The organism is Rhodococcus kronopolitis, assembly GCF_042654025.1.
In the GTDB taxonomy this organism is placed as follows: Bacteria; Actinomycetota; Actinomycetes; order Mycobacteriales; family Mycobacteriaceae; genus Rhodococcus_G; species Rhodococcus_G kronopolitis.
This window is the reverse complement of record NZ_JBHSFO010000004.1, coordinates 179,162-193,185: the sequence shown is the minus strand read 5'-3', so window position 1 is coordinate 193,185 and position 14,024 is coordinate 179,162. Positions and strand designations below refer to the sequence as shown.

Annotated in this window: 12 protein-coding genes; 7 read left to right on the top strand and 5 right to left on the bottom strand. The window is 70.2% G+C overall.

The window, feature by feature from the left end; translation table 11 throughout:
- Positions 1-4: 4 nt before the first annotated feature.
- The gene (locus ACFO6S_RS09800) at positions 5-874 is read right to left on the bottom strand and encodes an alpha/beta fold hydrolase (RefSeq protein ID WP_378416431.1); all 870 of its coding nucleotides are present in this window, start codon (positions 872-874) and stop codon (positions 5-7) included.
- 155 nt (positions 875-1,029) lie between these two features.
- On the opposite strand from ACFO6S_RS09800, the gene ACFO6S_RS09795 reads away from it, so the two are divergent.
- A complete protein-coding gene (locus tag ACFO6S_RS09795; protein ID WP_378416429.1) occupies positions 1,030-1,545 on the top strand; it encodes a flavin reductase family protein in 516 nt (171 codons plus the stop codon).
- A 25-nt stretch (positions 1,546-1,570) separates the two neighbouring features.
- Here the strand turns inward: ACFO6S_RS09795 and ACFO6S_RS09790 are convergent, their stop codons facing one another.
- Positions 1,571-2,455 carry an IclR family transcriptional regulator gene (locus ACFO6S_RS09790; protein WP_378416427.1) on the bottom strand — a complete coding sequence of 295 codons (885 nt, stop codon included), beginning with the start codon at positions 2,453-2,455 and terminating at the stop codon, positions 1,571-1,573.
- 211 nt (positions 2,456-2,666) lie between these two features.
- On the opposite strand from ACFO6S_RS09790, the gene ACFO6S_RS09785 reads away from it, so the two are divergent.
- The 3 genes from ACFO6S_RS09785 to ACFO6S_RS09775 all read left to right on the top strand — a co-directional run bounded on the left by ACFO6S_RS09785 (position 2,667) and on the right by ACFO6S_RS09775 (position 6,631).
- Positions 2,667-3,536 (top strand): LLM class F420-dependent oxidoreductase, encoded by an 870-nt coding sequence (locus tag ACFO6S_RS09785; RefSeq protein ID WP_378416425.1) that lies wholly within the window; start codon positions 2,667-2,669, stop codon positions 3,534-3,536.
- Between the two features lie 35 nt (positions 3,537-3,571).
- On the top strand, positions 3,572-4,060 hold the full coding sequence (locus ACFO6S_RS09780; RefSeq protein ID WP_378416424.1) for a nuclear transport factor 2 family protein: 489 nt from the start codon (positions 3,572-3,574) through the stop codon (positions 4,058-4,060).
- Between the two features lie 336 nt (positions 4,061-4,396).
- Positions 4,397-6,631 carry an Ig-like domain repeat protein gene (locus ACFO6S_RS09775; protein ID WP_378416422.1) on the top strand — a complete coding sequence of 745 codons (2,235 nt, stop codon included), beginning with the start codon at positions 4,397-4,399 and terminating at the stop codon, positions 6,629-6,631.
- Positions 6,632-6,716: 85 nt separating this feature from the next.
- On the opposite strand, the gene ACFO6S_RS09770 is transcribed toward ACFO6S_RS09775, so the two are convergent.
- The gene (locus ACFO6S_RS09770; protein ID WP_378416420.1) at positions 6,717-8,348 is read right to left on the bottom strand and encodes an acyl-CoA synthetase; all 1,632 of its coding nucleotides are present in this window, start codon (positions 8,346-8,348) and stop codon (positions 6,717-6,719) included.
- Positions 8,349-8,518: 170 nt separating this feature from the next.
- Positions 8,519-10,006 (bottom strand): MFS transporter, encoded by a 1,488-nt coding sequence (locus tag ACFO6S_RS09765; protein WP_378416419.1) that lies wholly within the window; start codon positions 10,004-10,006, stop codon positions 8,519-8,521.
- A gap of 323 nt (positions 10,007-10,329) precedes the next feature.
- Between ACFO6S_RS09765 and ACFO6S_RS09760 the strand changes: the two genes are divergently transcribed.
- On the top strand, positions 10,330-11,253 hold the full coding sequence (locus ACFO6S_RS09760) for a 3-oxoacyl-ACP reductase (protein ID WP_378416417.1): 924 nt from the start codon (positions 10,330-10,332) through the stop codon (positions 11,251-11,253).
- Positions 11,254-11,284: 31 nt separating this feature from the next.
- Positions 11,285-12,028, top strand: coding sequence for an SDR family NAD(P)-dependent oxidoreductase (locus ACFO6S_RS09755; RefSeq protein WP_378416415.1), 744 nt, complete (start codon positions 11,285-11,287; stop codon positions 12,026-12,028).
- 91 nt (positions 12,029-12,119) lie between these two features.
- On the opposite strand, the gene ACFO6S_RS09750 is transcribed toward ACFO6S_RS09755, so the two are convergent.
- Complete coding sequence (locus ACFO6S_RS09750; RefSeq protein WP_417715001.1) at positions 12,120-13,307, bottom strand: alpha/beta hydrolase family protein; 1,188 nt, start codon at positions 13,305-13,307, stop codon at positions 12,120-12,122.
- An 82-nt stretch (positions 13,308-13,389) separates the two neighbouring features.
- Here ACFO6S_RS09750 and ACFO6S_RS09745 point away from each other — a divergent pair, with 82 nt between their 5' ends.
- Entirely contained in the window at positions 13,390-14,013 is a 624-nt protein-coding gene (locus ACFO6S_RS09745) for a TetR family transcriptional regulator (protein WP_378416411.1), read from the top strand.
- Positions 14,014-14,024: the final 11 nt, after the last annotated feature.

Below are 14,024 nucleotides of genomic sequence, written 5' to 3'. Positions count from 1 at the left end.
TGGTCTATCCGTCCTTGCGAGTGAGGAATGCCAGCACGGCCGACACCCAGGCATCGCGTGCCTCGATCATCGTCCAGTGGCCACAGTTGGGGAACACGTGCAGTTCCGCCTTCGGAATGTCGCGCATCGGCAGCATCGCCATGTCGACGGGGCTGACCCGGTCGTCGCGCCCCCAGGTCAGCAGCGTCGGCGCCTTGACCTTGTGCAGCTGGGCCCAGTACGGGGTCGTCCCGGCCGCCTTCGCCGCGGCGGAGTTGGCCGCGAAGGCCTTCGAGCTGTACATGCGTGCGGCGATCTCCAGCGTGGTGGGCTCCGTGGCGAGCGCCCAACGCTCCTCGATCAGCTGCTCGGTGACCACCGCCGGGTCGAAGACCATCGACTGCAGCCACCGGACCAGGCCGTCGCGGGTCGGGTTGTCGGTGAACTCCATCAGCAGCTTGATGCCCTCGCCGGGGCCCGGCGCGAAGACGTTCTTGCCGATTCCGCCGATGGTGACCAGCTTGTCGACCCGCTCGGGCTGGTGGATGGCGACGTTGGTCGCCACGATCCCGCCCATCGAGTTGCCGATCATGTGCACCGGCCCCTCGATGCCGATGGCGTCGAGGAAAGTGCCCACCGACGCCAGTGCCATGACCATCGGGTTGCCGTCACCGGGGTCGCTGACGCCGAACCCCGGGAACTCGAGCACCAGGCAGCGGAAGTGTTCCGCGAAGTCACCGAGGACCCCGCGGTAGTTCCGCCACCCCGTGACACCCGGGCCGGAACCGTGCAGCAGCAGCAGCGGCGGACCGTCTCCGGCCTCGTGGTATCGCAGCACGCCACGGTCGGTCGTGACCTCTCGGAGGGTGCCCTCGTAGGTGAGTTCGCTCGTCATGAAACACACGCTGCCAGCACCATCCCTTCTAGTCCCCCGCCATCCCGATCAGCGAGATCCGAATGCGCCCCCGGTCGGGCGCACTGCGCGCCGGACGGGTTCCACTCATCGGGACCTGCGCCGACGCCGGCACCGGCCCTTCCTACGCTCGACGCATGCTCGTAGACGCACAGGTAGACGCCCAGAACGCCCCCGCCCCCGACCCCGCTCAGATGCGGCGGGTCATGGGCCAGTTCGCCAGCGGTGTCACCGTGGTGACCGGCCTCGACGACGACGGACCCATCGGGTTCGCGTGCCAGTCGTTCGCCTCGGTGTCCCTGGAACCGCCGATGGTGCTGTTCTGCGCAGACCACCGGGGCTCTGCCTGGCCCCGGATCCGCCGGTCCGGACGCTTCACCGTCAACGTCCTGGCGGAGGCGCAGGACGAGATGTGCGGACGGTTCGGCTCCAGCCGAGGCCGCAAGTTCGACGACCTCGACTGGGACCTGTCCCGCTGGGAGACCCCGACGCTGCCGCAGGTGCTGGCGCGGGTGCACGCCGAGGTCGATGCGGTGCACGTGGCCGGCGACCACGATGTGGTGATCGGCCGGGTCCTCGAGCTCGAGGACCTCCACGCCGCGGCACCGATGGTGTTCTTCCGCGGCCAGTTCGGGCTGGGTTCCGGCGCCTAGCCTGCCGAACGCGGGTGGGGGCAGATCAGATCCAGCCACCGCTCTGCACGGACAGCAGGCGCGCCCGAGCCTCCGGTGACCAGCTGTCCGTGTCGACCACCGGCACCGGCTGCGCTCCCCGACGCGGGCTGCCGAGCTCCGGGTACAGCGTCCGGGCGATCTCACGGGTGGCGTCGACCACCAGCGGGGCGACCCGTTCGAGCTGCGCATTGCGGGAGCCTCCGCACAGCGAGATCGCGGCGACCGGCCCCTCGGGTCCGCGCACCGCGCTGGCGACACAGGCCACGCCGCGAGCGGACTCCTCGCGCTCGAACGCCAGGCCACGGCGCTGCCGGATCCGGTTCAGCTCGAGGTGCAGGATCCCGAGGTCTGCGATGGTGCGTTCGGTGATGCGGACGAGGTTGTTGCCGACGAGCGTGTCCACCTGCTCCGGGTCCAGCCACGCGAGCATCGCCTTGCCGCAGGCGGACGACTGGGCGGGGACGCGGCCACCGACCCGGGACGGAATGGCGGCGGCCAGCCGGCCGCCGATCTTGTCGAGGTAGACCACCTCGTTGCCGGCCAGCACGGACAGGTGCACCACCATGCCGGTCTGCATGTGCAGCTCGTGGAGCAGCGGCGCGGCGACCTCGCGGAGCTCGGCGTGCCCGCCGTCCCCGCCGACCCCGAGGGCGCGCCGCCCGAGCCGGTAGCCGAAGGACGCGTGCTCGACCCAGTTCAGCTTGACCAGGGAGTCCAGGATGCGGTGCACGGTCGACCGGGGCAGACCCGACCGCAGGGCCACCTCCTCGAGCGTCAGCCGTGCGGCCCTGCCGTCGAACGCGTCCAGGATCAGCGTCATCCGCTCGACCATCGACGGGGGAGCGTCGCGGTTGCCCCGCTGTGCGGAGGCATCTGTGAGCACCGTCATGGCGTCTCCTCACGGTCCGGATCGAGAGCACCCGATCTGCAAAACTGAAATGATTTCTAGAATTGTAGCAACTACTCCCACTGACTGGGAGTCCCGGGAGACGACTTGCCCGTCTCGCCCACCGGGAGGCAAGGCCCGGACCTGCCGATACTGCGATAGGAAACAATCAACCGTGGCACTGCGCCACCCCCATCCACGGAGCGAGTAACCCATGCAGATCGGCATCGTCAGCCCAGTGCTGATCCAGCATCCAACCACCCGCGCAGACTGGGAGGTCGGTGCCGGCATCGACGAGGTCGCCCGGATTGCCGAGGCCGCGGACCGGCTCGGCTACCACCATATGACCTGTAGCGAGCACATCGCGGTACCGGTCGAGATCGCCGCCGAGCGTGGCGGAACCTACTGGGATCCGCTCGCCACCCTCGGATTCCTCGCCGCCCGCACCAGCCGACTCCGGCTGGTCACGCAGGTGCTGGTGCTCGGCTACCACCACCCGCTCGAGATCGCCAAGCGCTACGGCACCCTCGACCGGATCAGCGGTGGCCGCGTCACCCTTGGCCTCGGAGTCGGCAGCCTGCGCGAGGAGTTCGACCTGATCGGGGCACAGTTCGAGGGCCGGGGCGCACGGGCCGACGACGCCCTGCGCGCGTTGCGCGCCGCGCTGGGCAGCCCCAATCCGCAGTACCACGGCGAGTTCTACGACTTCGAGGACTTCGTGGTCGAGCCGCACGCCGTTCAGGACCGGGTGCCGCTGTGGATCGGCGGCCGCACGCCGCGGTCGCTGCGCCGCGCGATCACCCTCGGTGACGGCTGGGTGCCCTTCGGCCTGCCCCTCGGCGACCTGGCCGACATGCTCGCCAAGGCCCCGGTGCCCGAGGGAATGGAAGTGGTGCTCAACGCGGGTCGAGCCCTCGACCCCACCGGCAACGCGGACCGCACGGCCACCTCGCTCTCACGGTTGCGTGACGCAGGCGCCACCATCGCCAGCGTCACCGTCGCCGCGACCGGCGTCGAGCACTATGTCGACCAACTCGAGGCGCTGAAGGCGCTGGCGGTTCCGCTCGGCATCGACTTCACCTGACCCCCGACACCGACCACTTTCACAAGGAGCGCCCCATGCCCGACCTGACGTTGCAGGACCTGGCCGACCGGATCACCAAGCTCGAGGACCGACTGGCGATTCTCGAGCTGATGGCCTCCTACGGCCCCGCCATCGACAGCGGTTCCGTCGATGCCGTCACCCGGGTGTGGGCCGAGGACGGCATCTACGACGTCGACACCGGCATCATGCGTGGGCACGCCGAGATCGCCGCGATGGTCCGCTCACAGGCACACCAGAACTGGATCATGGGCGGCTGCGGCCACATCCTCGAGCCGGGCTACGTCACGATCGACGGCGACACCGCCGTGGCCACCTGCAAGTCGCAGCTGATCATCAAGGACCAGGACGCCCCCGGCTTCACCGTGCTGCGGGTTACCGCGAACCGCTGGGAAATGAAGAAGATCGACGGCCAGTGGAAGTGCACCGTGCGCACCAGCCGAGTGCTCGACGGCCGCGACTCGGCCCGTGAGATCCTCGCGGCCGGCGTGACCGCCGAGGCCTGAACCCGGGACTGACCCCAGCAGGTCGGCCAAAGGCAAGTCGCCGGAACGCCTTTCGAGGCGGGCCGGCGACTTGCGTCGTACCACCCCGCACCGGCCGACGGACCCGGCGCAGCTCGGCGACCATCCCCCGGAGCGGACGCAAATCGCCCCTCGCCCACCGGGTTCCCATCCGCCTCGGCTGGCCATTCGATGGCTCTCGCGCAGGCGCGGCGCAAATATCCGGCGAATCCTGATCACCGACCCGCAGATGCCGTAGCGTGACACGAATCGCGGCCAGATTGGGACGATCGTCCAACTATGCGGCCGGTGCATTTGCTCTAGGAAGGTTTCGCCGAGTTGAAGAACAAGAACGTACGCCGGCTGGTGGCCGGCGCCAGCACCGCAGCGATGGCCGCGGGCTTCGCCGCGTCCTTCGGTGCCGGGACAGCATCCGCCTTCTCGGTCCAGGAGACGACCACCTCCGGTTCATGGACGATCAACCGGACGATCCAGAACGTCCCCACCGGCACCGGCACCAATCCGCTGATCGGCAGCCGGATCAAGGTGAGCGCCCAGTTGCAGGAGACCAGCTGGAAAGTGGTGATCTCCAGTGCGATCAAGGACCTCCACGATCCGTGCCTGACCTACGTGCCCGGCACTGCCAAGGTCAACGGCAACAACCCCGGCGTCGATCCCCAGGCCGACTCCGTCCGCATGACCGGCACCTGGGGCGAGGCGCCGAGCTACGAGGTCCAGTACGACATCAGCCCGACCTGCGCGACCGGCGTTGACCTCCTCTCGAGTGTCCACATCTCCTCGAACCAGAGCACGGGCACCTCGCCGGCCAACGTCGGCCCGAAGTTCCAGGTCGCGAAGCTTGCCTCGACCACCGACCTCGCGGTCTCCCCTGCCCCGCAGTCCGATCGCGCCTCGACCCTGACGGCCACCGTCCCCGTCGGCGCCACCGGCAAGGTCGATTTCGCCAACAACGGCACCGTCCTGGGTAACGGCACCATCGCCAACGGCACCGCCACCTACGCGTGGACTCCCGCAGCCGCCGACGCCGGCCAGCCCTTCTCGATCACCGCCAAGTACCTCGGCGACGCCACCCACGCGGAGTCCACCTCGACGCCGCAGACCGGCACCGTCACCGCGGCCCCGACCGCACCCGCCGCCCCGACCGACCTGGTCGCGACCCCGGCCACCGTCACCGTCGGCGCCACCGTGACCGTCTCCGGCAAGGCCGAGGCCAACTCCACGGTCAAGGTCACCGCGGGCGACAAGTCCTGCGAGACCACCGCCGACGCCACGGGCGCCTTCCACTGCGACATCGTCACCGACGCCGCAGGCACCCTGACCGTCACCGCGGTCGCCACCAACGCCGTCGGCACCGGCCCGGTCTCCACCCCGGCCACCGTCGAGGTCACCAAGCACGCCTCGACCACCGACGTCGCCGTCTCCCCGGCCCCGCAGTCCGATGCCGTCTCCACCCTGACGGCCACCGTCCCCGCCGGCGCCACCGGCGACGTCGAGTTCGCCAACAACGGCACCGTCCTGGGCAACGGCACCATCGCCGACGGCACCGCCACCTACGCGTGGACCCCGTCCGCCGCCGACGCCGGCCAGGCCTTCTCCATCACCGCCAAGTACCTCGGCGACGCCACCCACGCGGAGTCCACCTCGGCGCCGCAGACCGGCACCGTCACCGCCGCCCCGACCGCACCCGCCGCCCCGACCGACGTCGTCGCGACCCCGGCCACCGTCACCGCCGGTGACACCGTCACCGTCTCCGGCAAGGCCGAGGCCAACTCCGCCGTCACGGTCACCGCGGGCGAGAAGACCTGCACCGCCACCACCGACGCCGCGGGCGCCTTCAGCTGCGACATCGTCACCGACGCCGCAGGCAGCCTGACCGTCACCGCGGTCGCCACCAACGCCGTCGGCGCCGGCCCGGCCTCCGCGCCGATCACCGTCGAGGTCACCGCGGCCCCGACCGCACCCGCCGCCCCGACCGACGTCGTCGCGACCCCGGCCACCGTCACCGCCGGTGACACCGTCACCGTCTCCGGCAAGGCCGAGGCCAACTCCGCCGTCACGGTCACCGCGGGCGAGAAGACCTGCACCGCCACCACCGACGCCGCGGGCGCCTTCAGCTGCGACATCGTCACCGACGCCGCAGGCAGCCTGACCGTCACCGCGGTCGCCACCAACGCCGTCGGCGCCGGCCCGGCCTCCGGCCCGGTCACCGTCACCGTCAACGCGGTCCCGGTCGGCACCGCGGTCATCTCGGTGGACCCGGCCGCTCCCACCGCAGGCACCCGGGCAACCGTCACGGTCACCGGCGCCGACGCGGGCACCGAGGTGACCGTCAAGAACGGCACCGAGACGATCTGCACCGCACCGGTTTCCGCGGCCGGCACGGCCACCTGCGCGTGGACGCCCACCGCCGGCAGCCAGACCCTGACTGCCGAGGCCGTCGTGAACGGCACCGCGACCACCGTCACCAAGGTCGTCACCGTCGCGGCCGAGGAGACGCCGGGCGGCGGCAACGCCGCGGGCGGATCGCTGGCAGGTCTGTTCGGATCCAGCTAGGCCCCCGGGTCTGACCGCATCACAAACGAGACGAGCCCCCGACGGAGAAATCCGTCGGGGGCTCGTCTGTTTCAACTGGGCGACGCTAGCTGCTGGTCGCGTCCTTCTCCAGCGTGGTCTGGGCCCAGCGGTAGTCGGCCTTGCCGGACGGCGAACGCAGGATCGCCGGCACCTCGACGATCTCGCGCGGCACCTTGTACCGGGCGATCCGGCCGCGGCAGTGCTCGGTGAGCTCCTCGACCGTGGCCGCCGCGCCCTCGCGCAGCTGCACGACGGCGGCGACCCGCTGGCCGAACCGCGGGTCCGGCAGGCCCGCCACCAGGGCGTCGAACACCGCCGGGTGGCTCTTGAGGGCCTCCTCGACCTCCTCGACGTAGATCTTCTCGCCACCGGAGTTGATGCACGCCGACCCGCGGCCGAGGATGATGATCGAGCCGTCCGGCTCGACGCGCGCCATGTCGCCCAGCACCGACATCCGCACCCCGTCGACGACGGGGAACGTGGACGCGGTCTTGGCGGGGTCGTTGTAGTAGCCGAGCGGCACGTGACCCGAGTGGGCCACCCAGCCGATGTCGTCCGAGCCCGGCGCGATCGGCCGCAGGTCGGCGTCGACGACGCAGACGCCCGGCCGCGGCGCCATCCGCAACGAGCCGTCCTCGAGCGCCTGCATGCTGCCGTCCATGCCGGACTCGGAGGACCCGAATCCGTTGTTGAGGTAGATGTTCGGGAACAGCGCGGTGATCTGGTCGCGCACCACCTGCGACCACAGCGCGCCGCCGGATCCGACGACGAACAGCGAGGACAGGTCGTAGTCGCCGCCGTGCGCGGCCACCGCGTCGGCGAACGGCCGACCGATCGCATCGCCGACGATCATGTAGATGTTGACCTTCTCGCGCTCGACCAGCGCCAGCGACTCCAGCGCGTCGAACTGCGGCATCAGCACCGTCTTGGTGCCCATGAACAGGCCGGTGAACAGCGTGTACACCGCCGCGCCGTGGATCAGCGGCGCGGTGAGCAGGAAGGTCGGCGGGGTGGGGTTCTGCGCGTGCGCGGCGGCCAGCGTCGGCCCGTCGTCGTAGCCGTCGCCGTACTGGTTGCCACTGACCAGCGCGGACCGGAAGAAGTCCTCCTGACGCCACAGCACGCCCTTGGGCATGCCGGTGGTGCCGCCGGTGTAGATGACGAACAGGTCGTCGTCGCTGCGGGCCGGGAAGTCGCGGGCCCCGGAAGCGGAGTCGACGTCGCGCCGGTAGTCGGAGACGGACGGCACCACCGCGGCCAGCGCGGCGGCGGACTCCGCCGACGGCTCGCCGAGCACCAGCACGTGCCGCAGCACCGGGCAGTCCGGGGCAACAGCGGTGGTCCGGTCCACGAAGTCGGCGTCGACGACCACGGCCGCCAGGTCCGCGTTGGCGTAGAGGTAACGCAGTTCGGCGTCGATGTAGCGGTAGTTGACGTTGACCGGGACGGCCCGAATCTTCAGCAGCCCCAGCAGGGTTTCCACGAACTCGACGCTGTTGCGCATGTGCATGCCGACGTGGTCACCGGCCTGCACGCCTGCGGCGAGCAGGTGGTGGCCGACCCGGTTGGCGCGCTCGTCGAGTTCGGCCAGGGTGCGGCGCTGGTCTCCGCAGACCAGCACCTCCCGGTCCGGCATGGCGTCTGCGACGGCCTCGAAGATGTCGGCGAGATTGCGGGTGGACGACGAGCTCGACATGGTCGACCTTTCGGTGGGTACGGCCGTACTGCGGCTAGTTGCAGAACCTCGATTCGGGTCTGCGGACAACTACTGTGTCTGCCGCCACACTAGCCAGCAGCACGGCCTGAAATCGTGAGTTATACGAATTACCTCGACCCTCAGTTCGACCGCACGCCGCGGAGCACGACCTAGCGGCCGGCCGCGACCTCCGCCGGCGCGTCGTCCGCCGCGACCAACGCGTCCGCGTCGAGCCGGTGCTTGTGCAACGAGAGTCCGAGGGCGGCGGCCAGACCGCCTGCGATCGCGAGGGCCGCGAACGCGTAGACGTAGCCGGACTCCTGGTACTGCGTCAGGTGGTTGGCCGCGACCAGCACGCCCGGGACGGTGAGGATCGCGACCGCCAGCTGGCTGCCGACCGCGCTGCCCATCGAACCGAACAGGTTGAGCATGCCGCCGGCGATGCCCTGCGACGTCGCGGGCACCGTGCCCATGATCAGGTTCGGCAGCGCCGAGGACGCGGCGCCGAGTCCGATGCCCATCACGATCTGGCCGAGGATCACCTGGGCGGTGGTGTCGTGCATCATCGCGAGCATCAGGGAACCGACGGTGAGGGCGCCGGCACCGACGACCAGCACCAGCGCGGGACCGGTCCGCCGGGAGAGGTGGCCACCGACCGGCCCGGCGATCATCGAGGCGATGCCGGTGGGGATGGTGAACAGCGCGACACCGAGCGCGGTGCGGCCGAACCCGTAGCCGAGGTCGAGCGCGCGGTCGGTCATCACGAACATCGGGATCAGCATGGCGTGGCTGATCAGTACGAACTGCACCAGCCCGCTGGCGGCGAGGGTCTTGGCGACGGGCTTGTGGAAGAGCAGCGTCAGGTCCACCAGCGGCTCGGCCGGCCGACGCTCGTAGAGCAGCCACCCGCCGAGAATCACGAGGCCGCCGAGCACCGAGATCAGGGTCCGGGTGTCGAAGAAGCCCCAGGTGGTCGCCTTGCCGATGCCGAAGAGCAGCACGAACGCGCCCGCGCCGAGGATCAGTGCACCGACGATGTCCAGCCGGGACTTCACGCGCAGGGTCGATTCGGGAACCAGCAGCGCCACCAGGACACCGGCCACCGCGACGTGCGCCAGCTGCGCCCAGAAGACGCTGGTGTAGCCGAAGTTGTCGATCAGGTACCCACCGATGATCGGGCCGAGGATGGTGCTCGCGCCCATGCCGGTGGCGATGAAGCCGACCGCGACCGGAACCAGCTCACGCGGGAGCACGTCACGGATCAGCCCGTAGGCCAGCACCAGGATGCCCATGCCCGCGCCCTGCAGGCCCCGGCCCACGAGGAAGATCTCGAAGTTCGGCGCGACCGCGGCGATCAGGCAGCCGAGTCCGAACACGGCAGACGCGGAGAGCATCACGGTCTTCTTGCCGTAGATGTCGCCGAGCTTGCCCATGATCGGCGTGGTCGCCGCGAGCACCAGGGTGACCAGGGTGATCACCCAGCCGACGGCGGTGGTCTGGAAGTGCCCGGCAATCTCGGGCAGCGCCGGAGTGACGAAGTTGTACGCCAGCGGGATCACCTCGACCAGCAGGATCACCAGCGCCAACAGGAGGAAGGCTCGGCCCTTGGTCAGGGGCGCACGCTCAGCCTCGCCGTTCGTGAGGGGCATTTTGTTCATCGGGACTCCGGACCGCTCGCAATACCACCGCCGGGCCTTCTGCCCGGCTGATTGCGAAAATCTGCCACGATCTTCTCACGTGTCGTGAGTCACTCCCACTGGCCGGGACCGGGGACGGGATTGTCGGCGTGTCCGCCTAGGCGTTTCGCGGACCGGACGGCGCGGATCCGACCCATCCGCGCCGGACCCGCCCGATCACCGAATCCGTTCGTCACGATCCGGGACCACCCCTTGCCAACAAACTAGAATGAATACTAGTTTTGACGGAGCAGTGGATGGCCGGCGACAACCGGCCACCGGCACCAACGACTTAGGAGGCCCCCATGGGCGAAACAGTGAGCCTGGAAGGCCGTACGGCCGTCATCACCGGCGCGGGTGCCGGACTCGGCAAGGCCGAGGCGCTCGCCCTCGCCGAGGCCGGTGCCGCCGTCGTCGTCAACGACATGGGCGACGCCGCGCACGCGGTCGCCGAGGAGATCCGCGCGGCGGGCGGCCAGGCGATCGGTGTCACCGGCGACGTCTCCGACTGGACGCTCGGCGGACGAATGATCGAGGAGGCCGTCAAGAGCTTCGGCTCCTTCGACATCCTCGTCAACAACGCCGGCATCCTGCGCGACAAGATGGTCTTCAACCTGACCGAGGCGGACTGGGACGACGTGCTGCGCGTGCACCTCAAGGGCCACGCCGCCACCTCGGTCGCCGCCGCCCAGTACTGGCGGAACCTGAGCAAGGAGTCGGGCGGACCGGTCTACGGCCGCGTCATCAACACCTCCTCCGAGGCGTTCCTGTTCGGCTCCGCCGGACAGCCGAACTACTCCGCAGCCAAGGCCGGCATCACCGCGCTGACCCTCTCCACCTCGCAGGGCCTGTCCCGCTACGGCGTCACCGCCAACGCGATCTGCCCGCGCGCCCGGACCGCGATGACCGCCGAGGCCTTCGGCGAGGCCGGCGACCTGGCCGGTGCGCTCGACCCGCTCGCCCCCGAGCGCGTCGGCACGCTGGTCAGCTACCTGGCCTCCCCCGCCTCGCACGAGATCACCGGCCAGGTATTCGTCGTCTACGGCAAGATGGTCGCGCTGATGGCCGCACCTCAGGTCGAGAACCGTTTCGACGCAGCAGGTTCCGCCTTCACCGTCAACGAGCTCGACGAGCAGCTCTCGTCCTACTTCGTCGGCCGCGGCCCGTACGAGACCTACGCGGCCTACGGCGTGGCGGAGCTCGAGAAGCCGGCGCTCGCGATCAACTGACACTCCACCGACACCACAGGGAAGGCCACCGATGAGGCTCGACGGAAAAGTAGCAATCGTCACCGGCGGAGCCGGCGGCATCGGACGGGGCATCGTCCGCGCGTTCGTCAAGGAGGGCGCCAAGGTCCTGGTCGTCGACATCAACGACGACACGGGCAAGGCGCTCGAGGTCGAGCTGGGCGACTCCGTGCGGTTCCTCAACGCGGACATCTCCAAGCAGGAGAGCGCGGCGGCGATCGTCGCGGCCGCGGTCGAGGCGTTCGGCAAGCTCGACGTGCTGGTCAACAACGCGCACGCGTCCCGGCAGGCCCCGCTGCTCGAGACCACGCAGGAGATGCTCGACCTGTCGTTCGGGACCGGGTTCTACCCGACGTTCTGGCTGATGCAGGCCGCGCACGCGCAGCTCGCCGCGAACGAGGGCTCGGTGATCAACTTCGCCTCCGGCGCGGGCATCGAGGGTCAGCTGTCCCAGGGCTCGTACGCCGCCGCGAAGGAGGCAATCCGGGCGATCAGCCGGGTCGCGGCCAACGAGTGGGCGACGGACAACATCAACGTCAACATCATCTCGCCGCTCGCCCTGACCGAGGGCGTCCAGGCCTACATCGAGGCCAACCCCGGCGTCGAGGAGGCACTGCTCGCCAAGACGCCGCTGCACCGGTTCGGCGATCCCGAGTCGGACATCGGCCGGGTCGCGGTGTTCCTCGCCAGCGCGGACGCGAGCTACATGACCGGCCAGACCCTGATGGTCGACGGCGGCAGCATCAAGTTGCGCTGACCGTCCCCGCGCCGCCGAGCAGGCGGCACGGACACGAGTGCCCCTTGGCCACTGGATTCCAGTAGCCAAGGGGCACTTCGTTTTCAGGGCGTCAGCAGGTGGTCGGAACCTGCTCGCCGGCCAGCAGCGCCTTGGTGAAGGCGGTGGCGTCCGAGAACGAGGCGGCGACGGCGGCGCGGTGGTCGGCGCCCTCGTAGCTGCGGTAGTCCAGCTCGGTTCCCTTCTCGCACAGCTGCTTCACCAGGATCTGCGAGGCGGCCGGCGTGACGAGGGCGTCCGTGGAGCCCTGCGCGAACAGCACCGGCACCTTGGGGTTGGCGTTCGAGGGCTCCTGCTTGGCCAGGTAGTCCGTCCACGGACCGAGGTCCGCACCCGGACGGATCACCGAGTTCACCTGGATGTCGCCGATGGCCGCGCGGATGTCGGCAATGCACCCGGTCCGCGCCGCCTTCATCAGCGGCTCCGCTGCCGGGGTGACGATCTCCTCCGGCACCACGGCGGTGTCCGCCGCCGCCGCGCCGAGCAGGGTGATCGGCAGGAAGGACAGGATCGGGGCCACCGCCTGGCTGCCGCTCGCGATGTACTGCGGGGTCTGGCTCAGGCCGCTGCCGGGCGCGACCGCGATCGCACCGAGCAGGGTGAGCTCGGGCGCCCGGTCCACGGCCTGGTCGGACGCGCTGATCGCGGCCGCACCGCCCTGGCTGTGCCCGCCGACGAACCACTTGCTGCCCACCGAGGGGTCGAGGTGGCGGGCGGCCCGCACGATGTCCGTGACCGCGTTCGACTCCGACGTCGCGTTGAGGTAGGTGTGGTCGCCCGGCGTGCCCATGCCCTCGTAGTCGGTCTGCACCACGGCGTAGCCGTTCTGGATCCACTGGTCCAGGGTGGCGCTGACCGTGCCGACGTAGTCGTGCACGGCGCCGTCGACGGTGTCCCCCGACGGCGCGCAGGTGTCCGCGATGCCGGTGGTGCCGTGCGCCCAGCTGATCACCGGCCAGCCGCCCTCCGGCGCGGTCCCGGACGGGATCGCCACGGTGCCGGAGACCACGATCGGCTTGCCCTCGCCGTTCTCCGACGCGTAGGTGATCAGCTCGCTGCGGCCGGCACTCGGCAGCAGCGCGGCGTTGGTCAGCGGCGTGGAGGACAGCACGTCGCCGCCGTTCGGTACGGGCGACGCCGAGGTGGCGGAGTCCCCGTCGGAGCTGGAACAGCTGGTCACCGCGAGGGCGGTGAGCGCCAGCGCGCCTATCATTCGGACGGAAACACGGGATGGACGCATGGGAGCCTCTCGAGCGGGATGCCGGGCCGGTAGCCTTGGCGGAAGTTAAGAAGGGTTTCTTATTACCGTGACGCGCACCACAATGTCAACAGCCCGTCTCACTCTGGTGCGGGCGGCCGAGCGCCTCGTCGCCGAACGCGGCCTCCACGGCGTCCGCGCCAGCGAGGTGGTCAAGGCCGCCGGGCACCGCAACAACTCCGCGGTCACGTACCACTTCGGCTCCTGGAACGGGCTGCTCGACGCGGTGTGGCAACTGCACGCCCAACCGGTGAACGAGGCTCGGGCCGTCCTCATCGACGACGCCCGCACTCGCGGCGACTACGGGCTGCGGACGATGGTCGAGGCCTACCTGCGGCCGCTCACCGCGGACCTGCGCCGGTACCACCCCAGCTACTGGGCCCGGTTCAACGAACAGTGGCTGGCAGGCGTGGCCCTGAACTTCTTCACCCTCCAGGCCGACGCCCCCGAGATCCGGCCCGGAGTGGACTCGGTGCTGGTGGTGAACGACCTGTTCCGCGACATGGCCGCCGAACTGACCCACCTGCCCGACGCGGCCCGCAGTCGACGGGTCGCGCTGACGGCCCGGTTCGTCATCGGCGCCCTGGCCGCCTGGGAACGCGAGCCGGACGCGGACGGCAGCCCCTCGCTCGACGCGCTGGAGGAGGAGCTGATCGGCATGGCGGTGGCGCTGCTCGAGGCGCCCTGAGCCGCCGGGTC